The organism is Enterococcus sp. E5-162 (assembly GCF_035725965.1).
GTDB classification, from domain to species: domain Bacteria; phylum Bacillota; class Bacilli; order Lactobacillales; family Enterococcaceae; genus Enterococcus_B; species Enterococcus_B lactis.
In genome coordinates, this window is sequence record NZ_JAPRFV010000005.1 from 87,868 (window position 1) to 112,511 (window position 24,644).

Here is a 24,644-nt window from a genome sequence, read left to right on the forward strand (position 1 = left end):
GATGTTCGGATTTTTTAAGAAAAAAGAAAATGAACCAAAAAAAAGATCGATAAAAGAGGAAAAAATCCTCTCGCCAGAAGCGATCGAAAAGATTCAATCAGAGATTACACAATTAAATCAAGAGATTTCAACGACCCAAGAGAAGCACGAATTAGCGGAACTTTATGAACAAATTGGACTTAAATTTTCTGAATTGTATGAGAACGATCAAGCCATCCAATATTTAGAAAAGAGCTTGGAAAATAAACAGACGATCGGAGATGGGTATAAAAAACTGATGAGCCTCTATAACCAGAAGCGTGCAGATGCTGCTCGTGCTGGGGATGATCAAGGAATCGATTACTACATGGGCAAAATGGATGAGATGCGACAAATTGCAAAACAAGTAACGATCAAAGGAAATAAATAAAAAGATAAGGTGGCAATAAAAGATGTATACAACATTGAAAGAAGTAACAAAAACAGCAGAAGAATTGAATTTTACAGTTGGAGCTTTTAATACACATAACCTAGAAATGCTTCCTGCCATGCTAGGCGCAGCAAAAGAAATGGGCTCGCCGATCATTATTCAAACAAGTGTCGACACCGCAAAATATATCGGCATGCATGTGTTAGTCAATGTAATGACAGCTATTGCAGAAGAAGAAATGGTTGATGCAGTCTTGCACTTAGACCACGCCCGAGACTTTGATGATATCAAAGAAGCAATCGATAGCGGATATACTTCTGTCATGTATGACGGGTCCCATCTGCCTTTCAAAGAAAATATCTTGAAAACGAAAGCAGTGGTAGAATATGCCCATGCACACGGTGTTTCCGTAGAAGGAGAACTTGGAACGATCGGCGGTACAGAAGAAGGGATCCATGTCGCTGAAAATGACAAGGTATATACAAGACCGGAAGATGCAGTGAAATTTGTAGAAGCTACAGGTGTGGATGCATTAGCTATTGCTATTGGTACGAATCATGGACAATTCAAATCAAAAACAGAAGTGAACACTCCCTTGCTGAAAGAAATCGATGCAGTAGTCGATGTCCCCCTCGTTATCCATGGCGGAACAGGTGTGAAAGAAGAAGATTATCCTGAATTGATCAATAACGGGATCCGCAAATTCAATGTTGGAACGGAGCTTTTAGTCAACTGGACAAAAGTGGCTAAAGGAACCTTTAGTGAAACAGAAATCAACAAGTCTCTTCGCCATAATGTGATTCCAGCAAATGAAGCAGTAAAAGAAATTGTCAAGCATAAGATTGGACTGTTTATGAACTTGGAAAGTCCAATTAACTTAGGAAACAAATGAGATGAAAAAGTATTTCATTCTTCTAGCTGGTAGTCCTGGTACAGGAAAAACATATCTTATGAATAAACTACGGGAACGATTTCCAGATATGTATGCCATCACGCTCGATGAAATCAAGGAATATTATGCAGAATCCATCGGTTTTAACAACTTGGAAGAACGGGCGGAACAAGAAAGGACGAAAGTTTATCCTTTCTATTACAAAGCACTTGATCTGTATATGGAAGCAGGAAAGAAAGTGATTGTGTCCGAGTATCCTTTTAGTGATAAGCAAAAAACTCGACTCCAAGAATTAGCAGAAAGATACGGATATCAGGTGATTACGATTCGCCTGACAGCAGATTTTGAAGTGTTATGGCAACGTCGGTACAAACGTGATCGTGAACCAGATCGTCATTTGAGCTATATCATGGATCATTATCACTATGGCGACATATTGGAAGATCGATCGAAAGGGACGAACCATATTACGAAAGAAGCATTCAAAAAGATCATCACTGACCGAAAATATGATGAATTCCAGTTAGGAACACTATATGAATTTGATGTAACAGACTATACTCAAGTGGATTACACTCCATTATTGGATAAATTAGAAAAAGAAATCAATGACAATAAGTGACGAAGAAATGGTTTGATAGTGACAGGTAATAAAGACAGGCGGCTCTTCTCTTGAGGTTGTGAAAAAGCTGTCCTGCATCAAGTAATAAGAACAGCCAAACAAAAATAGTTCCTCCTATTTTTCGTTTGGTTGGGCTTATTACCGCAGATGCAAGCTTTTGAACATCGGTTATTCACAGCACAGAGGAGTCGAATGTCTTTTTGTTCTAAAATGTTTTTTTAATATTCTTTTATTTATTGCCGATTTCCTTGTGTTTATTTGCCGTAATTAGGTCAGTCTTCTATACTTGATTACATAGTCATACATTCGATGAAAAGAAGGGAAGAGAATGAATAACAAGTTGGCTCAATACAAAAGACTACTCGCACTTTCTCAAGCTGGTCTGTATTATGGAAAAGATGTATTCGATAAAGAACGATTTGAGGAGATTCGGACGATCTCATTGGAATTGATCAGTGAAATAGGAAAAGAAACTTTCGAAGAAATAAAAGCACTTACAGTTATTGAAGAAGGTCATCCCACACCAAAAGTTGATGTTCGTGCCTATATCAAAAAAGACGGCAAGATCCTACTAATCGAAGATAAACGGACGAAAGAATGGTCACTGCCAGGCGGATTTGCCGAAATAGGTTTATCTCCTGAAGAAAACGTGCGGAAAGAAGTCTATGAAGAAACGGGTTTAACAGTAGAATCTACACAGCTGCGAGCGGTTTTTGATACGAATAAACAAAAAGATATTCCGCAGCTTTTTCAGTATTATAAGCTTGTTTTTGCTTGTACGATCCACGATGAAGATGCAAAATTTATTGAGAACAACGAAACTTCCGACATGGGTTTTTTTAGCATAGAAGAGTTGCCAAAGCTATCAGAAAAACGAACAACAAAGAAGCAGTTGCTCATTTTAGAAAACAAAAACCAGCTTTATTGCGATTGAGTTTTTTCGTAAAAGAAGAAAGCTATTTACTCTGCGAGTTCTCTAAAAAGAACTCGTTCTTTTATTAAAAAATAGTTGCATTTGCAACAAAAAGAGGTAAACTAGTCTTACAAACAAAATAAAGGTGGGGTGAAATGGCTGAAATTCTTCGAGACATCGGAATGATTGCCCGAGCGCTGGATTCTATCAGCAATATCGAATTCAAAGAAGTTGATTTAACAAGAGGGCAGTATCTTTATTTAGTACGTATTTGCGAAAATCCAGGAATCATCCAAGAAAAACTAGCAGAAATGATCAAAGTAGATCGTACAACGACTGCACGAGCAATCAAGAAATTAGAATCCAATGGGATGATCGAACGTTTGGAAGATAAAGAAAATAAAAAAATCAAGAAACTCTATCCGACTAAAAAAGGAGCAGAAATCTATCCTTTCATCATCCGAGAAAACAACTACTCTAATGCAGTCGCATTAAATGGTCTGTCTGACGAGGAAGCGAAACAATTGGAATATCTTTTAAAGAAAGTATGCAAGAATATTAGCGAAGATTGGAATTTTGTCAAAAAAGGTAATAAAAGGATCTATTGAAAGGAAGAAGCCGTGAATAAATACGAAATTCGAAAAATGACGCCTTCAGATGTAGACTTACTACAACAAATCAGTATCGAAACATTTACAGATACATTTGGAAAAGATAATTCGCCGGAGCATCTAGCTGCTTACTTGAGACAAGCTTATGCGCCAGAAAAACTTACAGAAGAGCTAAAAGAGAAAGAAACTGATTTTTTACTAGTAAGTATCGACCAAGAGCCTGCGGGTTACCTGAAACTAAATATAGGAACGAGTCAATCTGAGGAAATGGATGATCATTTTTTAGAAATCGAGCGAATCTATGTACGAAAAAAATTTAAACATCAAGGTATTGGTACATTTTTACTAGATACAGCTATCAAAAAAGCAAAAGAAAAGCAAAAAACAGCCATTTGGCTCGGTGTGTGGGAACACAACGATGTTGCGCTCGCTTTCTATCGCAAAAGAGGATTTACCAAGTACAGTGAACATATTTTTTATATGGGAGATGATCCCCAAACAGACGATCTATTCATCAAGGAATTATTCTAATCAAGAGGTGTAAACATATGAAAAAAGTAATAGTGGATGCCAATTTTTGGGAAGTATTTCCTGAAGCAACCATCGAAATCTTATCCGCGAGTGGTATCGATAATCACGTAACAGAAGAAACTGAAGAAACGTATCATCAATTATTGAATAGCGCGGCAAAAGAAGCAAGAAATTACCTTACAGAAGAAACATTCAGCCAAAACGAAGTCATTGCTCAGTGGCGTCAGGCTTTTACCACATTCAAGACTAAAAAAGGTGCACGTTCTTCTATTGAAGCTTTACTGAAACGTGCAAATCAAGAACGGGAATTTTTCCCAATCAACCCGCTTGTAGATATTTATAATAGTATTTCCTTGTCTTTTGGCGTACCTTGTGGCGGAGAAGATATCGAAAAGATTTCAGGAAATCTGCATCTAGGAAAAGCCCAAGGTGGCGAATCATTCCTGCCTTTAGGTGCAGATTCCGATGCTCCGGCACTTCCGGAAGAAATCATCTACTATGATGAACAAGGAGCAATCTGTCGCTGTCTCAACTGGCGTGAAGCCCAAAGAACGATGCTGACGGAAGAAACGCAAGCAGCGGTGCTGGTCATTGAATCCATCAATGCTGAACAAGCAGCACGTGGCGCACAGGCAATCGAAGCGTTGAAGGAAAAAATCGATCAAACATTTGGCGTGTCTAGTGTCAGACACACACTAACCAAAGCTGAATCAGAAGCAGAATTATAAAAAAATCGAAAAAAGAAGAGCGGCATTTATTGCCGTTCTTTTTTTGTAAAAAAATTAATGGAGTACATCAAGTCTAGAAACTATTGCTTTATTTTTCTTGAATAGGATCAAACACAAGGTGTTCGCGCTTTCGTGATATAATGGAATCAGTTTATAGACAGGTAAGAAAATCAACTAGAAAGAAGGGTCAAACGATGATACAAAAAACACGTGTGATGCTTTATGTCAATGACGTAGAGATGATTTGCCGATTCTTTGTAGAAAAAATTGGTGCAGAAATTTCAGAAACGATCGAATTGCCAGAAGAATTTAAGAGTATTGTACTGAGTATCTCAAAAGAATTAGAATTAGATGTATTTCCAAAAGTATTTGTGCAGAAGTTTTCACCAGAAGTATTGGGACCGCCACCTTCTTTAGTCTTTTTTACGGATGAATTTGAAACTATCTACGAGAACATGGACGAACCTGGAGAAATCACAGACAACAATGGCGTCTTGACTTTCAATTTTTCGGACCCTGAAGGCAATTATTTTGTTATAGGAAAAGCTGAGTTGTCTGTTTGAATAAAAAGGAGGAAAAACAGTGGATCTAATGGGAAGGCTAGAAGGTTATTTGAAGTATCGGCGAGCAAAACATAGTGAGAAGCTTCGAGCAAGGAATCTCAAATCAGGTAAAAAGAAGACAAAAGGTTGGGGAAAAATGGTCGATACAGGTTTTGTCGGACTAAATAACCTAAATCCTGTTGATACAAAAGAATTCATCAAAGAAGAGCAGAAACGAAATGGTAAAATCAAATCACACTATTGATTTTTGAGACTAGAATGAAGAAACTTTATTAACACAATAAAGAAATTCTTGTAATCCAAAGTGAATGTTCATGAACTTTGAGATAAAGGGATTTAATCAGATGGAACGTTCGGATTTTGCTTAAAATCCGAATTTTTTGTTTACTTATGTTTTGTTTTAGTATATGATAAAACACGTTGTTTTATTAATAAATCGAAATTTTAACGGACTTTATTTATAATGTTCGGATTTAGGGGGATGGAAGATGAAGGAAAAAATACTTTCCTACTTCGAAATAGAAAAATTGAACACCACGGTAAAACGTGAGGTACTGGCAGGATTTACGACATTTATTTCAATGGCCTATATCTTATTTGTAAATCCAACTGTATTAGGCGCTTCTGGAATGGATGAAGGAGCGGTGTTCACTGCGACTGCATTAGCCAGTGCGATTGGCTGTATTTTGATGGGGGTATTAGCCCGTTATCCAATTGGAACGGCACCTGCTCTTGGGATCAATGCTTTCTTTGCTTATTCTGTTTGTTTAGGGATGGGGATCCCATGGGAAACAGCATTGTCCGGCGTATTCGTTGCTTCTTTGATCTTTATTTTGATTACAATCTTCAAACTGCGGGAAATGATCATTGATGCGATCCCAGCAGATTTGAAATATGCGATTTCTGGTGGTATCGGTCTATTTATTGCTTTCCTTGGTCTGAGCGAAGGTGGCATCATCGTTTCGAATGAATCTACATTAGTAGGATTAGGATCACTCAACGTTGGTTCTACTTGGTTGACGATTTTTGGATTAGTCGTCACGGCTATCTTGCTTGTTCGACGTGTACCAGGTGGCATTTTCATTGGGATGGCAGCTACAACGATTTTAGGTCTGGTCACAGGTTTGATTCCAATGCCTTCTGAAATTGTTGCCGCAGCACCAAGTTTGAAACCAACATTTTTAGTTGCGTTAAAACATGTAGGGGACATCAATTCTCTTCAAATGTGGGTCGTAGTACTAACATTCTTGCTTGTGACTTTCTTTGATACAGCAGGAACTTTAGTTGGATTAGCAAATCAAGCAGGTTTTATGAAAGACAACAAGATGCCTCGTGTAGGGAAAGCTTTAGCTTCTGATTCAACAGCTATGCTTGCGGGCTCCTTATTAGGTACTTCTCCTGTTGGTGCATTCGTAGAATCGTCAGCTGGAATCGCTGTTGGAGGACGCTCAGGAATCACAGCAATTACTACAGGAATCTTTTTCTTGTTAGGTTTGTTCTTTTCTCCATTACTATCAGTTGTTACTTCACAAGTAACTGCACCAGCATTGATCATGGTAGGTGTTTTGATGGCTCAATCATTACGTCAAATCGAATGGGGAAAATTAGAGATTGCGATCCCTTCCTTCTTGATCTTGATCGGCATGCCTTTGACTTATAGTATTTCAGATGGGATTGCATTAGGTTTTATTTTCTATCCAATTACGATGTTAGCGGCTAAAAGAGGAAAAGAAGTATCTCCAATCATGTATGGTCTGTTCTTTGTATTCGTGGGATTCATGTGGATATTGAATGTGAAATAAAGAGGTTGTGAAATCAGTGTTCTGGCCTGAGTATTAGCTCAAAAAACGAAAAAATAGTTCCTCCTATTTTGCCGTTTTTTGAGCTAATACCGAGGGACAGCTGAGTGAACACCGTTTATAAAGAGGTTGTGAAATCAGCGTTCTTCCCTACATCAATCAATCCTTTCAAAAAACAGTTGAGGAAATTTCCTCAGCTGTTTTTTTGTTTTATTCTGTTACCGATAACAAGGTGCAATGACTGTTTGAAAGCGTTACAATTTTTGGTGGAAGAAACTAAACTAGATGATTAAGTGAAAAATAGAAACATCCATTTATAGGAGGGAAATCATGGAACGAAAATGGTGGCACCATTCAGTTGTTTATCAAATCTATCCAAGAAGTTTTCAAGATTCAAATCAAGATGGGATTGGAGACTTGCAAGGGATTATTTCTAGATTGGATTATCTGGCATATTTGGGCATTGATGTGATTTGGCTTTCGCCAGTGTACGAGTCTCCAAATGATGACAATGGCTATGATATCAGTGATTATCAAGCAATCATGGCAGAATTCGGTACGATGGAAGAATTGGAGGAACTGATTGAAGAAGCAAAGAAAAGAAATATCCGTATCGTTATGGATCTGGTGGTGAATCATACTTCGGATGAACACCCGTGGTTCATTGAGGCACGTAAAAATAAAGAAAATCCTTATCGTGACTACTATATTTGGCGTGATCCAGTCAATGGAGAGGAACCTAATGGATTGCGATCGATATTCAGTGGACCTGCTTGGCAGTTGGATGAGCAAACAGGGCAATATTTTCTGCACTTGTATAGCAAGCGTCAACCTGATTTGAATTGGAAAAACAAACAGGTTCGCCAAGCGATTTATCAAATGATGAATTTCTGGATCGACAAAGGTATTGGTGGCTTTCGTATGGACGTGATCGATATGATTGGCAAAGAACCGGATAAAGAAATCACAAGTAATGGACCTAAACTGCATGAGTATCTTCAGGAAATGAATCAAGCAACTTTTGGCGACAAAAATCTGATGACCGTTGGCGAAACATGGGGAGCAACTACCGAGATTGCTAAACTTTATTCCAATCCTAAAAGAAAGGAATTATCCATGATCTTCCAATTCGAACACATAGGATTAGATCAGCAAGAAGGCAAAGACAAATGGGATTTGAAACCTTTAAGTATCTCTGAACTGAAAAAAGTATTATCGAAATGGCAAACTTCTTTGGGGGATGAAGGATGGAATAGTTTATTTTGGAATAATCATGATCTCCCGCGAATTGTTTCTCGTTGGGGAAATGACGATATGTATCGAAAAGAAAGTGCCAAGATGTTTGCTATCTTGCTTCATATGATGAAAGGCACTCCTTATATCTATCAAGGAGAAGAATTAGGCATGACGAATTGCCCAATTGATGATATCGCGGAAGCAAAAGATATTGAGACAATCAATATGTATAACGAAAGGATTTCTTCTGGATTTACAAAAGAGGAAATCTTGGAATCAATCAATGCGAAAGGAAGAGACAATGCTAGGACGCCTATGCAATGGAACGCCAGTGAACATGCTGGGTTTACTATGGGAATTCCATGGCTTCGAGTCAACCCAAATTATAAAGAAATCAATGCAGAAGAAGCGTTAGCAGATCAAAAATCTGTTTTTTATATGTACAAAAAATTGATCGATTTGCGTAGAAAACACGACATCATCGTCTGGGGTGACTATGAATTAGTAGAAGAGACGCCAGAGCATATCTTTGCCTATTCTCGCACATATGAAGACCAGCGATGGCTCGTTGTTTGCAATATATCCAGTGAAAAAGAGGTGTTCACTGTTCCACGTGAAGCTTTAAGGGTTATTGTATCAAATTATCCTCTGAAACAGTTACCAGACGGCAAAGTTGAGTTACGACCATATGAAGCATTTGTGGTGGAAGTAAAATAAAGAAAAGCTTATTTGATTGAAACGTATTACCGAGAAGTTGTGACATATTTTTTGTCACAACTTCTTTTTCTCAAAACTAAACAGAGGAGGCGGTCATTACTCCGTGTTTTTTGACAAAAAATAAAAATCATACTATGATATGTACGCCAATGGAGGGGATGAAATGGAAAAGCCAATTGAAAAAGCGTTGGATGAATGTCTTTTCTTTAGTGTGAAAAAGCTTGATCGCATGTTGAATAAATTAGCTGATGAAGCATTTAGAAAAACAGGCCTGGCACCAACATATGGATTTATTTTATTGATATTAAAAGAAAAAGATGGTATACCGCAAAAAGATATTGCGCAAATGCTCTATTCTGCGCCTTCAACAATCGCTCGTTTTGTTGAAAAATTAGAATATAAAGGATACGTCAAAACAGTTAGCGAAGGACGCTTGTCATTGGTTTATCTTACAGAACAAGGACGCCAATTTACTAAGGAAGTCGATGGTAGCTGGGAAGAACTCCATCAGTCGTACAAAGCAGTCTTGGGAAATGAAGCAAGTAAAGAATTAGCCGAGATAATGAATGAAGCAACAGATAAGTTACAAAAAAAATAAAAATTTTTTTAAGCAAAATAGTTGCATGTACAACTAATCGAGTGGTTTAATGATAGATGATTCTCGATAGGTTAATTAGAGCAATTCATGGGAGGAATAACAATGTCACAATTTGATCAATCAATTACTTTACCTTCAGGAGTTCAATTGAAGAATCGATTGATGCTGTCGCCTATGACGACACAACTCAGCTTCTTCAATGGTGTGATCACCGAAGATGAGATTACTTATTATAAACAACGTTCTAAAGGACTTGGTGCTGTTATTACTGGTGCTGCAAATGTCCAAGATATCGGAAAAGGTTGGCCAGGTGAACTGAGCATCGCTCATGATGAAATGATTCCTCGGTTAAGTGAACTAGCTAAAGCAATCCAAGGAGACGGTGCAAAAGCGATTGTTCAGATTTTCCACGGTGGACGAATGACTAGTCGAGCTACTCTATCCGGAGAACAGCCTGTATCTGCAAGTGCAGTTGCAGCGGAACGACCTGATGCAGAAACACCGCGAGCATTAAGTGAAAATGAAATCAAAGAAACAATCCAAGCATTTGGCGAAGCCACACGCAGAGCGATTGAATCAGGATTTGATGGTATCGAGTTGCATGGAGCAAATACGTATTTGATTCAACAATTTTTCTCTCCACATTCGAATAGACGAGAGGATCAATGGGGCGGTAGCTTAGAAAATCGCTATCGTTTTATTGACGAATTATTAACAACGGTTTTCTCAACGGTTGAAAAATATGCAAAAAAACCATTCATCGTAGGGTATCGTTTCTCACCAGAAGAATATGAAACACCAGGTATTCGTTTTGAAGACACGATCTGGCTTCTTGAACGATTACGTGAGACAAAACTAGATTATCTGCATGTTTCATTAAATGCGTATGATCGAAGAGCCCGTTCTGATAAATACAGCGATCAGTCGATTCTTGAAGCTGTCCACGACACGATCCAAGGAAAGATCCCTTTAATTGGTGTTGGAGGCATCCGTACTCGCAAAGATGTAGAGCAAGTACTGAAATATGCAGAACTTGCAGCAATTGGACAGCAAATGATCGTCGATCCTGACTGGGCAGAGAAGTTATTGGAAAACCGTGAGGATGAATTTGTAACGAAACCTTTTGAAGAAGCATATAAAGAGCTTTATTTGCCAAGTCCATTATATAATTTCTTGAAAGCACGTTATCAATAACTCAATTTTTATAGAAAGAGGATGGAAAAATGAAAGTATTGATCGTATTAACAAATGTAGAAAAGTACGAAAAGATCGAGCGTCCTACAGGTTTGTGGTTAAGTGAACTAACTCATTTTTATGATGTATTAGTAAAAAATGGAATCGATGCAGATTTTGTCAGTCCTAAAGGTGGATATGTACCTTTAGAACCGCAAAGCGTTTTGAATATGGATGAAATTGATTGGGCCTATTATAAAGATGAAGATTTCAGAAATCGGGCCTTGGGAAATACCTTACGTCCTGATGATGTGGATGCAAAAGATTATGCAGCAGTTTATTATGCTGGTGGCCACGGAACAATGTGGGATTTTCCAGAAGCAACAGATCTTGGGAAAGTTGCTTCACAAATCTATCGAAATGAAGGACTGGTCTCAGCTGTTTGTCACGGTGTTGTCGGATTGTTGCCAGTTACAGATGAATCTGGAAAGTCTATTTTAGCTGGACGCACAGTGACTGGATTCAGTAATGAAGAAGAGGAAGCCAATGGTACAACGAATGAAGTACCATTCTTAGCAGAAGATGCTTTGAAAGAAAAAGGAGCTGACTATCAGTCAGGTCCAGCTTTTTCAGAAGTCGTTCAAATCGATGGACGTCTTCTTACAGGGCAAAACCCTCAATCTGCTCATCAATTGGGCGAAGTAGTGGTTGAAGCATTAAAGCATTAAAAATTGTCAACATAAAAATGATAGGTCTATTCTAACTATTACATTACACACGCTAAAACTCGTCTTTTCGTTCTTTTCTGTTTCCTATTTGGACAGAGGTACGCAAAAGGCGAGTTTTTTGCCTTTCTAAGAGTACATTTTTTGAAACATCTCTTCAGAAATGATACTCTTCAATTAGGTCAACTAATTTATTACTGAGAAGCAGACCTAGTCACACGGTAGGATGGAGAGAGTGTGTTCTGCTACGCTGCTATGGATCATAGGAATGAGTAAACGTGGTTTAAGAACATTGTGATTTCAGCCCATGTTGGCAGTCGCACACTTAATAAGAAAGAGGAATGCAGATGAACATTGTAATTGTCGGCGGGTCGTTTGCAGGGATTCATGCGGCTATTTATCTTCGCCAATTGATACCAACAAGTGAAATATATTTGATTGAAAAGCAATCGAAGTTAGGGTGGATTCCCAGCGGATTCAATCTGATAGTAAAAGGAAAGGTCACCAGTGAAAAACAACTTTCTTGGATCACCAAAGAAGAGCTGATTGACCGCTATCGTATCCATGTTTACACAGAAAAGACGGTAATAGGATTGGAAGAAAAGAAAGTCATTTTAGCAGGAGGAGACAAACTGGATTTTGACCGTTTGATTTTGGCGACTGGCTCAAATCAAAATTTTCGAAATGTTCCTGCAGAAGCAAGATTCATTCACTCAGTTAAAAAGATACAAAACATAGCTTCTCTTCAGCAAAAGATCATGGATGCAAAAAAAATTGCCATCATTGGAGCAGGTCAAGCAGGGATCGAAATAGCTGAAGGGTTAGCATCAGGAAAAACACAAATCCATCTTTATGAAAGTCGAAAGTCGATTCTTTTTCGTTACCTAGACCCTGAAATGACGGAACCGTTAGTAAAGGAAATGAAAAATCAAGGGATATCGCTTTTCTTAGAAGAGCAAGTCGTATCTTTATCCGAAAATGAAACCGCTGTAGTAGAGACGGAAAGAAGAAGGGAAAACTATGATCTTGTTTTGCTGGCTAACCATTCTCGCCCCGACAATCAGATGTGGGAAGAACAATTAACATTGAATGATGATGGAACGATCTGGGTAGATGACTATTTGCAAACGTCTCAAAAAGACGTCTATGCAATTGGCGATGCAATCCAAGTCACTTTTCGCCCAACAAATGAAAAAATGTACGTTTCTCTAGTAAACAACGCTGTCCGTACAGCGCGAAATGTCAGCAAGACAATTAGCGGCTCCGCGACAAAGGATCAGGGAACCTACCGACCAGTCGGCAATCAGTGGTTTGGCTATTTCTTAGGAAGCGTAGGTATGACAGAAGAAGAAAGCATTTTTTATCCCCAAAAAATTGAAACAGGGTACGCGGAATACAAGCTTGCAGCAATAAACCAAAGCAAAGTCAAAATCAAATTCCTATTTGATTCTGAAAAAAAGATTCTTGGAGCACAGCTCCAAAGCAGAAAAGAAATGTTCCATCTTCTTGACCAACTGACAATCGCAGTAGAAGAAGGCTGGACGTTCGAACAGTTAGAAGAACATGAGCTGTTTTTCCAGCCAGAATATCGTGTGCCTGATATGGTGTGGTCAAAGGTGGCGAATACTGCCTATGAAGATTGAAGCATTATTAGAAAGAAAAGAGCAGTTACAGATCCTGATTTTGCGAAACCTTGTTCTGCAAGGGGGAACAGCCTCTATCAATGGATTGAGAGAGCATGTCCAACTGTCAAAAACTTCTTTTGATCAATATTTGGAAGATATTGAATTGATTGGCCGGATGATGGGAAAAAAAGTAGAAGTACAGCGAAACGAGTATCAGGCGCTGCTTGTGTTGGACGAAGATGTCAGTTTGGAAAAAATTCTTTTGTTTTTATTACAGGAAAGCTTGAAGTTTAAAATGCTTGTCTATTTATTAGAACACCAGCAAGTATCCATCGTTCGATTAGCGACAGCGTTTAATATCAGTGAGTCTTCTGTTTTTCGAAAAATCAAAGAATTGAACCAGCTCTTAGAGGAATTTGGATTACAAATCAAAAACGGTCAATTATACGGAGAAGAGCTACAGATCCGATATTTTTATTATGAATTATTCCAATATATCCCGGAAGACCAACGACCGTTTTTTTTGCAAAATACACCAGAAAAAAGACCATTCATTCTAGGATTGGGTCGCGTATTAGAAACGACGTTTACGGCATCAGCAGAAGCACAGATTGCTTGCTGGCTCGGGATCACGAAAAAAAGACTATTGAATGAAAAAAGTACGTACGCAACTTTGGAAGAAAAGAAATTACTCTATCAGTCGGATCGGCTTTATCAAGCAATCGATCCAATCATCGTGATGCATCTTAGTCGAACAGCAGCAGAACTGAATGTATACGAAACAATGATGTTTTACAGCTTTTTTGTTTCTTTTTCGATAGTAGACGAAGAAATATTTTATCAATATGATTTGACACGGAGCAAAAAGTTACCCACAGCTGTTTTGGATACTTATATTCGGGAAACGATGCTATGGCATTATCGTCCTCGTCGTTTGAAAATCAAAGAGGAAAAAGCAGTAGGCTACCAAATTTCACAAATCAACAATGAATGGTTTTTCTTTGTTGGAAAGATCGAAGTCTACGAGCGTGATCGGCTTTTGGAGCAGCAGCAAAAAATGCTTGGGCATTCCTTAACACAGCTATTGGAGAAACTGCAGGAAACAGCGATGCAGCAATTGCCAAGGAAAAGCGCCGAAGACAGTGCACTTAGTTATCTGATGATCCAGTATGCCAATGTTCTTTTGATGATCGATTTTTATATTGCGAAACCAGTAGTGATAGGGATCGATTTAGAAAGTTTGCCTATTTATCGTATTGCTTTCCAACAGTATCTGATCAGAGAACTGAGAGGAGTCAGCGGTATTGAGATTGAAAGTTATGAAGAAGGAAAAAACTATGATTTGGTCATAACGTTTTGTCAGAGAAACAAGCAACAGAGTGAATATTATCTATCAGAATTTGCGTCGCCTTATGACATTATCCGATTGAAAAGAAGAATAGAAATGTTGAAAAAAGAAAAGAATTAATCAAAAACTAGCATCATAATGAAAAACTGTCAAAAAAAAGAAAAAACGAATAAAATTTTGACAGTTTCTTTTTTTAAATGAGTAGTATGATAAAAGTAGTTAAAGAAAGCGTTTGCAGATAATGGAGGGAATCACAATGACAGAACCAACGTATATCATGGCGATTGACCAAGGTACAACTAGCTCACGAGCAATTATCTTTGACAAGAAAGGAAGACATATCGGCAGTTCTCAAAAAGAGTTCACGCAATATTTCCCGCAAGAAAGCTGGGTTGAACATGATGCAAATGAAATCTGGAATTCTGTACAGTCAGTTATTGCCGGAGCTTTCATCGAATCAGGGATCAAACCAAACCAGATTGCTGGGATTGGCATAACGAACCAGCGTGAAACAACAGTAATCTGGGAAAAAGATACAGGACGTCCAATCTATCATGCAGTTGTTTGGCAATCCAGACAATCAGCTGGAATTGCAGATAACTTAAAAAATGAAGGATATCAAGAATTTTTCCACGAAAAAACAGGACTAGTGATCGATGCCTATTTCTCAGCAACGAAGATTCGCTGGATTCTTGATCATGTAGAAGGTGCGCAAGAACGCGCTGAAAAAGGCGAGTTAATGTTTGGAACGATTGATTCGTGGTTAGTATGGAAACTGACCGATGGACAAGCACATGTTACTGATTACTCGAATGCCAGTCGGACGATGTTGTTCAATATCCATCAGCTAGATTGGGATCAGGAAATTTTGGATTTATTGAATATTCCTCGAGTGATGTTACCAAAAGTTACTTCTAACTCAGAAGTTTATGGTTATACGCAAGGTTATCATTTTTATGGAAGCGAAGCACCAATTTCAGGGATGGCAGGAGACCAGCAAGCTGCATTATTCGGACAAATGGCATTCGAACCAGGGATGGTCAAGAATACTTATGGTACAGGTTCATTTATTGTCATGAATACCGGTGAAAAACCGCAATTATCCAAAAATAATTTATTGACGACAATTGGTTACGGCATAAATGGAAAGGTGTACTATGCTTTAGAAGGAAGTATTTTTGTGGCTGGTTCTTCGATTCAATGGCTGAGAGATGGACTTCAAATGTTGCAAAAAGCTAGTGATTCGGAAGACGCGGCAAAACGCTCCACAAACGAAGATGAGGTCTATGTTGTTCCTGCATTTGTTGGACTGGGGGCTCCTTATTGGGATCAGTCAGCGCGAGGGGCTATGTTTGGTTTGACACGTGGAACGACAAAAGAAGATATCATTAAAGCTACTTTGCAGTCGATTGCCTATCAAGTGAGAGATATCATCGATACGATGCAAGATGACACTGGAATCAATATTCCTGTATTGAAAGTGGATGGCGGTGCAGCAAATAATGAATATCTGATGCAATTCCAAACAGATATCTTGAATGTACCGATCCAACGAGCAGAAAACTTGGAAACAACAGCACTAGGGGCAGCATTTTTAGCAGGATTAGCTGTCGGTTATTGGAAAGATACAGATGAGATCCGCGAATTTTATGAAGCTGGTAAGTTATTTGAAGTTCAAATGGAGGAAGAGCGCCGAGAAAAACTTTACAATGGCTGGAAAAAAGCAGTAAAAGCTACCCAAGCATTTGAATAAGGAGGAAATCCATATGTTTTCAAACAAGACAAGACAAGATAGCATTCAAAAAATGAAGCAAGAAGAATTGGATCTGTTGATCATCGGTGGCGGAATCACTGGTGCCGGTGTGGCAGTCCAAGCAGCAGCATCAGGAATCAAAACAGGATTGATCGAAATGCAAGATTTTGCAGAAGGGACGTCCTCTCGCTCGACCAAACTTGTGCATGGCGGTATTCGTTATCTGAAAACATTTGATGTGGAAGTAGTAGCTGACACAGTTGGTGAACGTGCAGTCGTACAAGGTATTGCCCCACACATCCCAAAACCAGATCCAATGCTTTTACCAATCTATGATGATGAAGGAGCAACAACCTTCAATATGTTCTCCGTCAAAGTAGCAATGGACCTTTACGACAAACTGGCAAATGTGACAGGAACTAAATATGAGAACTATACCCTGACACCAGAAGAAGTATTGGAAAGAGAACCATTTTTGAAAAAAGAAGGACTAAAAGGTGCAGGTGTTTACCTTGATTTCCGCAACAATGATGCCCGTTTAGTGATCGATAATATCAAAAAAGCTGCAGAAGATGGGGCTTATCTAGTAAGTAAAATGAAAGCGGTTGGCTTATTATATGAGGGCGATCAAATCGTTGGCGTCAAAGCTCGTGATCTGCTGACAGATGAAGTGATCGAGATCAAAGCAAAATTAGTGATCAATACGAGTGGTCCTTGGGTAGATAAAGTACGGAACTTGAATTTTACGCGTCCAGTCTCTCCTAAAATGCGTCCAACCAAAGGGATCCATTTAGTCGTAGATGCGAAAAAACTGCCTGTACCACAACCCACATACTTCGATACAGGAAAACAAGATGGGCGGATGGTCTTTGCTATCCCAAGAGAAAACAAGACTTACTTTGGCACAACAGATACGGATTACCAAGGAGACTTTACGGATCCGAAAGTCACACAAGAAGATGTGGATTATCTATTGGATGTAATCAACCATCGCTATCCAGAAGCAAATATCACATTGGCAGATATCGAAGCAAGCTGGGCAGGACTTCGTCCACTATTGATTGGTAATTCTGGTTCTGATTATAATGGTGGAGATAATGGATCGATTTCAGATAAGAGCTTCAATAAAGTAGTTGATACAGTGAGTGAATATAAGGAAAATAAAGTTTCACGTGCTGAAGTAGAAGATGTGTTGAACCATTTGGAAAACAGCCGTGATGAAAAAGCACCTTCTACGATTTCCAGAGGTAGTTCTTTAGAAAGAGAACCAGATGGATTGCTGACTTTATCAGGTGGGAAAATCACCGATTACCGTAAGATGGCAGAAGGAGCTTTACGATTGATTCGTCAGCTGTTAAAAGAAGAATACGGAATAGAGACGAAAGAAATCGACTCTAAAAAATATCAGATTTCAGGTGGAAATTTCGATCCAACGAAATTAGAAGAAACAGTGAAGGAATTAGCAAAAGAAGGAGTAGCAGCCGGTTTAGAGGAAGAAGATGCTACTTATATCGCTGATTTTTACGGGACTAATGCTCGACGTATCTTTGAATTAGCAAAAGAAATGGCACCTTATCCTGGTTTGAGTCTCGCTGAGTCAGCTCGGTTACGTTATGGCTTAGAAGAAGAAATGGTTTTAGCCCCAGGTGATTATCTCATTCGTCGGACGAATCATCTGTTGTTTGAACGAGATCAGCTGGATGAGATCAAGCAACCTGTGATCGATGCAATTGCTGGGTATTTTGGGTGGACAGAAGAAGAGAAAGCGCAACAGACTAAACGTTTAGAAGCATTGATCGCAGAATCAGATCTGCGGGAACTAAAGGGGGAGAAATAAATGAACAGTGATATGACTCAAATCATGGGGGAGTTTATTGGGACATTGATCCTAGTCTTGCTTGGAGATGGTGTGTGTGCAGCTGTGAATCTAAACAAAAGTAAAGCACAAGCTTCTGGCTGGATTGTCATCGCATTTGGTTGGGGACTCGCTGTAACAATGGCTGTCTATATTTCTGGATTCATGGGCCCAGCTCATTTGAATCCTGCAGTCTCTCTAGCTATGGCGATGACAGGGGCAATTAGTTGGAATCTTGTCGTTCCTTTCATCATTGCGCAAGTTTTAGGAGCTTTTGCAGGGGCCATTCTTGTTTGGCTTTCTTATTTGCCACATTGGAATGCAACGAAAGATGAAAGTGCGATTTTAGGCACGTTTGCAACAGGTCCTGCTATACGGAATTATCCAGCAAATGTAATCACAGAATTAATTGGTACATTTGTATTAGTTCTTGGGTTGCTAGCTTTTGGACAAAACGAATTTGCACCTGGAACGAACGTATTCGCTGTAGGTGGATTGATCTTAGCTATCGGTCTTTCATTAGGAGGACCAACAGGATACGCAATCAACCCTGCTCGGGACTTTGGTCCTCGATTAGCACATGCGGTATTGCCAATAGCTAATAAAGGAACTTCAGATTGGGCATATTCATGGGTACCAATTGCAGGCCCAATGATTGGAGCAATTATCGCGGTAGGTGTCTATTCGTTAATGGTGTAAGTCTATAAAACATACTAAGGTTTGACAATCAAAAGGCGTCTTGCTATAGTTAAGTGGAAAATAAATAAGACCTAGAAGAATGGGGAATGTTTTGTGAGTGTAGCTGGTATCTAATCAGTAAGTCGAATAGCCAATAAACAAGGTTTATTTGGTGTGCTTATGAAACGGTACCTGTCAGGAAAACAATATCTTTGTATTCTAATGAGGATAGGACATGACTTTTTTAAGCTGTGTTCTATCCTTTTATTTATCTCTAGGCCCTTATTTATTTTGGGACAGGTATCTCTTCAAGAAAAGGAGAGAGTATGAACAACGAAATGATTAGTCAATTACAATTTGATCGGATCAAAAAGGAAATCCAAGCAAGAGCAATCGGAAACTATAGCAAAAAACGAATCAACAATATGACGGCCTCGACAAACCTACAAACCGTCTTAGATCGTCAAGAAGAAACAAGAGAAGCACGCTTGATCTTAGAAAGTAGTCAGCATGTTCCATTTATGGGATTGCCGAGGATCGATACACTGACAGAACAAGTCAAAAAAGGGTTGGTTCTGTCGCCCGCTGATTTGATCGAATATGCGGATTTTCTAAGAAGCAGTCGGATGATCACAAAGTTTTTTGATAAGAATCAATACCAGGCACCTTTGTTGTTTGCTTATAGCAAGCATCTTCCTGATTTGATAAATGTAGAAGAGTTGATTGACCAAAAAATAAAAAATAATAAAGTCAGTGACGATGCTTCACGTAATCTGCGTAAAGTACGCAAACAATTACAAATAATCGAAAAAGAAATCCAGTCAAAATTGCTGAAATTCTTACGTCATCCGAAAAACAAAGAAATGATCCAAGAAGCAATGATCGTTCAAAAAGGTGAATATTATACGATTCCTATCAAAGTCAGCTATAAAAATAAAGTAGATGGGACAATCATCGATGAATCGAACAAAGGAACGACGGTTTTTATTGAACCGACTGTGGTTTCTAAACTGAATGAACACTATCAATTGTTAAAAGCTGAAGAAATCAGTGAAGAATATCAAGTTCTGGCTGCATTGACTGGTGCTATTGCAGAAAATGAAGAAGCAATCGATTTATTGATCGAAACGATGACGGTATTAGATATCATTTTTGCTCGGGCAAAACTCAGTCGAGAAATCAATGGGATCACGCCTAAAATGAATAAATCAGAACATATCGTCATCAAACAAGGCAGACATCCATTTTTACCTGATCATGCGGTACCATTGGATATTGAAATCGGTAAAGACTATCGAGGCTTGATTATCACTGGAGCAAATGCCGGCGGTAAAACAGTCGTGTTGAAGACGGTCGGTTTATTGACTTTGATGGCGATGTTCGGCATGCAAGTTCCGGCAAAAGAAGGGACAGAGCTTGCTGTCTTTGATGAGGTTTTCGTCGATGTCGGTGACCACCAAAATTTAGAAAATGCGTTGAGCACATTTTCTGGTCATATGCAAAACATCGCTGCTATTTTGAAAAAGATAAAAAGGAATACATTGGTACTTCTGGATGAGATTGGCAGTGGAACAGAGCCAAATGAAGGGGCTGCATTAGCGATTGCAATCATGGAATCTATGTATGAGCAGGGGGCATTGATCATTGCCACGACCCATTATGGAGAAATTAAGAAATTTGCCAGGGATCATGAAGATTTTGTGCCGGCTGCTATGGCTTTCGATCGGGAAGCACTTCGTCCTAAATATCAATTGCGTGTTGGAGAAACAGGAGAAAGCCAAGCTTTATGGATTGCACATAAAATGGCTATGTCTATGAAATTGATCCAGCAAGCAGAGCGTTACCTGGAGGAAAAAGCCTACCGGACACAGAAAAAAGAATTTCCTCCTAAGACAGCAGTTATAACTAGGAAGGACAATAAAAAAGAACGCCAGCTCTTTGCAAAAGGCGATCGAATATTTGTGAATGAATACCAAAAAGAAGCATTAGTTTATGAGGATATAGGTGAAGATACGATTGCCGTATATTTAGAAAAAGAAATGATCCGTGTGCCTCGTCAGCGTGTTCGTCTGGTGCGTTCAGCAGAAAATCTGTACCCGACAGGTTACGATTTAGACAGTCTGTTTATCGATTTTAAAACACGGAAACAGCAGCGTGACCTAGAGCGAGGATCAAAAAAAGCCCATAAAGCGTTAGTAAAAGAAATGCGTAAACGACAGGAAGAAAGAAGAGCAAAAGATGAAAAAAGCAAGTGATTATTTCAGACCAACTCATATGATCAGTGATTGCAAAAAAATAACAGCAGTAAAATCATTGGTTTTATTCTCTATGTAAGCTAAAATAAAAAAGAGTGCTGAGGAGGTGGGTCGGTCAAATGAAAATAAGCACAAACTGGCGTAAAGAAATCCAAACGATTCCGAATCTTTTATCGATATTCCGTATTCTCTTGCTGCCGATTTATCTTTATTTTGTGCTGAGACAGTCGTTTTATGTAGCAGGCACGATAATTGTTGTCTCAGGATTGTCTGATTATTTAGATGGGGTCATTGCTCGGAGATATAATCAGGTAACAGACTTAGGGAAGGTACTTGATCCGTTTGCAGATAAATTGACACAACTTTTCCTGATTTTGTCTATGGCATGGTATCGACCGTGGCTTTGGCTATTGTTTGGTCTATTCTTGATAAAAGAAGGCTTTATGTTTGTAGCTGGATTAATCGGGCTATCTAAAAATATCAAATTAAGTGGTGCGAAGTGGTATGGCAAAGTAGCGACTGCTGTCATCTATGTTGGCATGATCCTTTTGTTGCTTTTCCCAGAATTACCAACGCTGTGGGTGAGAGTCATTTTTGCCGTCATCACTTACGGTCTTTTACAATCTTTTATCTTGTATGCTGTCGAGTACCGAAAGATGTTTCAAAGAAAATAAAGAAGGGGTGTGACCTATGTCGCACTCCTTTTTTTGATAAATAGACTTCCAATAGCTACTTCTCGATAATAAGCCAACCAAACCAAAAACATGAAAAGTTGTTTTTAATATTATTTCTTGTAACTCGGAGTTAAATGGTAGGATCACAACCTCTACTGACTAGGGCTTGATATAAGCATAACCTTGGGATTGCAGTTCAACTAAATCAAGTACACCTGCTGGTACAACGATTACTTGTTCAGGTAAAGAACTTTCTGAAACATGATTAGCACGCATAGCATTCGCACAAGCGTGAAAAACGACTTCTTTCAAATTTAAGAATTCTGCATTGGCAGAGTCTAGATAACCGGTAATCGCGATGCCGTTGACGGAAACGACGATCGTCGTTTCAGGAGAAGCTTTTATCAGGTTTTTTACGTTTTTCCCTGTTTCTGACCATTTTTCTAATTCATCAATATGGAAAACGACTTTCATTGAAATCATTCCTTTACTTTTTAATAATCATCTTGATTGCTTGCTCTAATTTAGCTGCTTGTTCTTCTGGATTACTATCAGGATTTTCAAAGCAATTTTTCAGATTATCTGCAACGATCATTCCCATTACGCGATCAATGCTAGAACGAACAGCGCTTAATTGAGTGATGACATCCATACATTCTTTTTCATCTTCGATCATTTTTTGGATACCACGAATTTGTCCCTCTGTACGTTTCAAACGGTTCAGGATATTTTTATTCTCAATCTCCATAGCACATTCTCCTCCATTTTTATAACTCGATAATACCCCTAATCGGTATTTTATGCAAATATAAAAAGCAGTAAAAAAATGAAGAGTCATTCTGGTTGACAGAATAAGAAAGCTCTTGTTTAATATACCCCATAAGGTATTTATAAAATATAAATGAGGTGCAGAAAATGAGTTTGTTATTTCAACCCATAAAATCGATAACAGTCCCAGAATTAAAGGAAAAGCTTTTAGAAAAGCCAGTATTACTTGATGTTAGAACACCTGTAGAATACCGGAGTGGGCATATAAAAGGAGCTAAAAATATTCCATTACAAGGCATAAACAGATATGATGGAGACAAAGAAAAGACCGTTTATGTGATTTGTCAATCAGGGATGAGGAGTAAACAAGCAGCAAAAGAATTAAAGAAATCTGGTTATGATGTGGTGAATGTACGTGGCGGTATGAATCAATGGTTTGATCGAACAGTAGGAGGGAAATAAGATGAAAATCGTTATTGTCGGAGGTGTAGCGGGTGGGATGTCTGCTGCTACACGGCTTCGCCGTTTAATGGAAGATGCAGAAATCATTGTTTTTGAAAAAGGACCGTATGTTTCTTTTGCAAATTGCGGCTTGCCTTATTATCTTTCGGGTGAAATCAGTGACCGGGAAAATCTTCTGGTCCAAACGCCAGAATCATTAGCTGCTCGTTTTTGTTTAGATGTGCGTCCAAACCATGAAGTGACAGCTATCTTTCCTGAAAACAAAACAGTAGAAGTCGTACATGGAGGTCAAAAACACCTGGAACAGTACGATGTATTGGTTTTATCTCCTGGCGCAAAACCAGTTGTTCCGTCAATTCCAGGGATAACAGAAGCCGACAATGTTTTTTCTATTAGAAATGTACCAGACATCGATAAAGTGATGCATGCGTTAGAAAAACAGCCAAACCGTGCCGTGATCGTTGGTGCAGGATTCATCGGATTGGAAATGGCAGAAAACCTAAAAAAAAGAGGTTTAGAAGTCATGGTGATCGAACAAGCGCCGCATATTCTTCCGACACTGGATGAAGAAATGGCAGCTTTTATAGAAAAAGAATTGTCTCATCAAGGAGTAGAAGTGATTACTTCTCATGCTGTCGCTAGATTTGAAGACCACGGGAAACGATTGCGACTGGATGACGGGCGTACCATCCCTGCTGATTTAGTTATTTTATCCATTGGTGTTCGTCCTGATAACCAGTTAGCAGTGACCGCTGGAATCGAATTAGGTATACGCGGGGGTATCCTAGTAGACGAACGATATCAAACGAATATTCCTGATATTTATGCGGTGGGGGATGCTATCGTTGTAAAACAGCTAATCACTGGAAAAGATGCACTTATTTCTCTTGCTTCACCAGCCAATCGTCAAGGTAGACAAGTTGCAGACACGATTTCCGGAATTTCTCGAAGAAATCAAGGCAGTATTGGAACAGCAATTATACGAACATTTGGAATGACCGCCGCATCCACCGGATTAAGTGAAAGAACAGCCAAAGAAAACGAGCTGTCTTTTGAAGTCGTTCATGTGTCAGGAAAAGATCATGCAAGCTATTATCCAGAAGCAACAGATATTTTACTGAAGTTGATCTTCCATCCAGAGACTGGCGAGATTTATGGTGCACAAGGTGTTGGGGCAAAAGGTGTGGATAAACGGATCGATATTTTAGCAACAGCAATCAAAGGGCATTTGACGATCTTCGATTTGCCGGAGTTAGAATTGACGTATGCACCGCCATTTGGCTCAGCCAAAGATCCAGTAAACATGCTAGGATATGCAGCAATGAACATTGCAGAAGGGCTTAGTGAAACCGTACAATGGCATGAATTGCCAACAGAATTAGCCAAAGGAAAAATTTTATTAGATGTGCGAACAGCAGAAGAATTGGAAAAAGGCAAATTCAAGGAAGCCAAACATATCCCTTTGAATGAACTTCGGGACCGATTAAATGAATTAGACAGTCAACAAGAATATATCGTCAGCTGTCATAGCGGCTTACGTAGCTATCTAGCAGAAAGAATCTTGAAGCAGTCTGGCTACCACGTAAAAAACCTTGATGGAGCATTTTCTTTATATCAAACTGTCCGACCTGAAGAACTGATATATCCTAACAAATGATACTCGTTAAAAAGCTTGCATTCGACTCTTAAAAGAGGTAAACTAATCGGTT

The 24,644-nt window shown here is 38.9% G+C and carries 25 protein-coding genes; 23 read left to right on the forward strand and 2 right to left on the reverse strand.

The genetic code is table 11. The features are described 5' to 3' along the window. Position 1: 1 nt before the first annotated feature. The 21 genes from OZZ83_RS06715 (at position 2) to OZZ83_RS06815 (ending at position 21,705) form a co-directional block, all read left to right on the forward strand. Positions 2–409 carry a hypothetical protein gene (locus OZZ83_RS06715; protein WP_002330731.1) on the forward strand — a complete coding sequence of 136 codons (408 nt, stop codon included), beginning with the start codon at positions 2–4 and terminating at the stop codon, positions 407–409. A 22-nt stretch (positions 410–431) separates the two neighbouring features. Beyond that, complete coding sequence (locus tag OZZ83_RS06720; RefSeq protein WP_325066028.1) at positions 432–1,301, forward strand: class II fructose-bisphosphate aldolase; 870 nt, start codon at positions 432–434, stop codon at positions 1,299–1,301. A 1-nt stretch (position 1,302) separates the two neighbouring features. Continuing rightward, positions 1,303–1,923 carry an AAA family ATPase gene (locus tag OZZ83_RS06725; RefSeq protein WP_002312719.1) on the forward strand — a complete coding sequence of 207 codons (621 nt, stop codon included), beginning with the start codon at positions 1,303–1,305 and terminating at the stop codon, positions 1,921–1,923. Between the two features lie 328 nt (positions 1,924–2,251). Continuing rightward, positions 2,252–2,857 (forward strand): NUDIX hydrolase, encoded by a 606-nt coding sequence (locus OZZ83_RS06730; RefSeq protein WP_002335169.1) that lies wholly within the window; start codon positions 2,252–2,254, stop codon positions 2,855–2,857. 134 nt (positions 2,858–2,991) lie between these two features. Beyond that, complete coding sequence (locus OZZ83_RS06735) at positions 2,992–3,444, forward strand: MarR family winged helix-turn-helix transcriptional regulator (RefSeq protein WP_002310676.1); 453 nt, start codon at positions 2,992–2,994, stop codon at positions 3,442–3,444. Between the two features lie 36 nt (positions 3,445–3,480). After that, positions 3,481–3,978 carry a GNAT family N-acetyltransferase gene (locus OZZ83_RS06740; protein ID WP_002316636.1) on the forward strand — a complete coding sequence of 166 codons (498 nt, stop codon included), beginning with the start codon at positions 3,481–3,483 and terminating at the stop codon, positions 3,976–3,978. Between the two features lie 17 nt (positions 3,979–3,995). Then, the gene (locus OZZ83_RS06745) at positions 3,996–4,706 is read left to right on the forward strand and encodes a B3/B4 domain-containing protein (RefSeq protein WP_002310678.1); all 711 of its coding nucleotides are present in this window, start codon (positions 3,996–3,998) and stop codon (positions 4,704–4,706) included. 140 nt (positions 4,707–4,846) lie between these two features. Beyond that, the gene (locus OZZ83_RS06750) at positions 4,847–5,269 is read left to right on the forward strand and encodes a VOC family protein (RefSeq protein ID WP_278023683.1); all 423 of its coding nucleotides are present in this window, start codon (positions 4,847–4,849) and stop codon (positions 5,267–5,269) included. A 19-nt stretch (positions 5,270–5,288) separates the two neighbouring features. Then, positions 5,289–5,513 carry a hypothetical protein gene (locus OZZ83_RS06755; protein WP_002345427.1) on the forward strand — a complete coding sequence of 75 codons (225 nt, stop codon included), beginning with the start codon at positions 5,289–5,291 and terminating at the stop codon, positions 5,511–5,513. A gap of 244 nt (positions 5,514–5,757) precedes the next feature. Continuing rightward, a complete protein-coding gene (locus OZZ83_RS06760) occupies positions 5,758–7,071 on the forward strand; it encodes an NCS2 family permease (RefSeq protein WP_002292548.1) in 1,314 nt (437 codons plus the stop codon). Positions 7,072–7,398: 327 nt separating this feature from the next. After that, positions 7,399–9,021, forward strand: a complete 1,623-nt coding sequence (locus tag OZZ83_RS06765) for a glycoside hydrolase family 13 protein (protein WP_278023685.1) — start codon at positions 7,399–7,401, stop codon at positions 9,019–9,021. Between the two features lie 163 nt (positions 9,022–9,184). After that, on the forward strand, positions 9,185–9,619 hold the full coding sequence (locus OZZ83_RS06770; protein ID WP_002310682.1) for a MarR family winged helix-turn-helix transcriptional regulator: 435 nt from the start codon (positions 9,185–9,187) through the stop codon (positions 9,617–9,619). 102 nt (positions 9,620–9,721) lie between these two features. Further along, positions 9,722–10,813: an NADH-dependent flavin oxidoreductase gene (locus tag OZZ83_RS06775; RefSeq protein WP_002320708.1), complete on the forward strand. Its 1,092-nt coding sequence runs from the start codon at positions 9,722–9,724 to the stop codon at positions 10,811–10,813. Positions 10,814–10,842: 29 nt separating this feature from the next. Next, a complete protein-coding gene (locus OZZ83_RS06780; protein WP_002310684.1) occupies positions 10,843–11,520 on the forward strand; it encodes a type 1 glutamine amidotransferase domain-containing protein in 678 nt (225 codons plus the stop codon). A 344-nt stretch (positions 11,521–11,864) separates the two neighbouring features. Next, positions 11,865–13,160 (forward strand): NAD(P)/FAD-dependent oxidoreductase, encoded by a 1,296-nt coding sequence (locus OZZ83_RS06785; RefSeq protein ID WP_002335170.1) that lies wholly within the window; start codon positions 11,865–11,867, stop codon positions 13,158–13,160. Then, positions 13,150–14,610 (forward strand): helix-turn-helix domain-containing protein, encoded by a 1,461-nt coding sequence (locus OZZ83_RS06790; RefSeq protein WP_002316639.1) that lies wholly within the window; start codon positions 13,150–13,152, stop codon positions 14,608–14,610. The genes OZZ83_RS06785 and OZZ83_RS06790 overlap by 11 nt, the downstream gene beginning before the upstream one ends. Positions 14,611–14,746: 136 nt before the next feature. After that, a complete protein-coding gene (gene glpK, locus OZZ83_RS06795; protein ID WP_002314031.1) occupies positions 14,747–16,243 on the forward strand; it encodes a glycerol kinase GlpK in 1,497 nt (498 codons plus the stop codon). A 13-nt stretch (positions 16,244–16,256) separates the two neighbouring features. Next, on the forward strand, positions 16,257–18,080 hold the full coding sequence (glpO, locus tag OZZ83_RS06800) for a type 1 glycerol-3-phosphate oxidase (RefSeq protein ID WP_278023686.1): 1,824 nt from the start codon (positions 16,257–16,259) through the stop codon (positions 18,078–18,080). Further along, positions 18,081–18,797: an MIP/aquaporin family protein gene (locus OZZ83_RS06805; RefSeq protein WP_002292560.1), complete on the forward strand. Its 717-nt coding sequence runs from the start codon at positions 18,081–18,083 to the stop codon at positions 18,795–18,797. A 305-nt stretch (positions 18,798–19,102) separates the two neighbouring features. Next, entirely contained in the window at positions 19,103–21,031 is a 1,929-nt protein-coding gene (locus OZZ83_RS06810) for an endonuclease MutS2 (protein WP_278023687.1), read from the forward strand. 119 nt (positions 21,032–21,150) lie between these two features. Continuing rightward, positions 21,151–21,705, forward strand: a complete 555-nt coding sequence (locus OZZ83_RS06815; protein ID WP_002310692.1) for a CDP-alcohol phosphatidyltransferase family protein — start codon at positions 21,151–21,153, stop codon at positions 21,703–21,705. Between the two features lie 159 nt (positions 21,706–21,864). Here OZZ83_RS06815 and OZZ83_RS06820 read toward each other — a convergent pair whose 3' ends face one another. Continuing rightward, positions 21,865–22,179, reverse strand: a complete 315-nt coding sequence (locus OZZ83_RS06820) for a DsrE family protein (RefSeq protein ID WP_002330734.1) — start codon at positions 22,177–22,179, stop codon at positions 21,865–21,867. Positions 22,180–22,192: 13 nt separating this feature from the next. Continuing rightward, a complete protein-coding gene (locus OZZ83_RS06825; protein WP_002292566.1) occupies positions 22,193–22,453 on the reverse strand; it encodes a metal-sensitive transcriptional regulator in 261 nt (86 codons plus the stop codon). A 167-nt stretch (positions 22,454–22,620) separates the two neighbouring features. Here OZZ83_RS06825 and OZZ83_RS06830 point away from each other — a divergent pair, with 167 nt between their 5' ends. Next, positions 22,621–22,935 carry a rhodanese-like domain-containing protein gene (locus OZZ83_RS06830; RefSeq protein ID WP_278023688.1) on the forward strand — a complete coding sequence of 105 codons (315 nt, stop codon included), beginning with the start codon at positions 22,621–22,623 and terminating at the stop codon, positions 22,933–22,935. Position 22,936: 1 nt separating this feature from the next. Next, the gene (locus tag OZZ83_RS06835) at positions 22,937–24,592 is read left to right on the forward strand and encodes an FAD-dependent oxidoreductase (RefSeq protein ID WP_002310698.1); all 1,656 of its coding nucleotides are present in this window, start codon (positions 22,937–22,939) and stop codon (positions 24,590–24,592) included. The last annotated feature ends 52 nt before the right edge of the window (positions 24,593–24,644 follow it).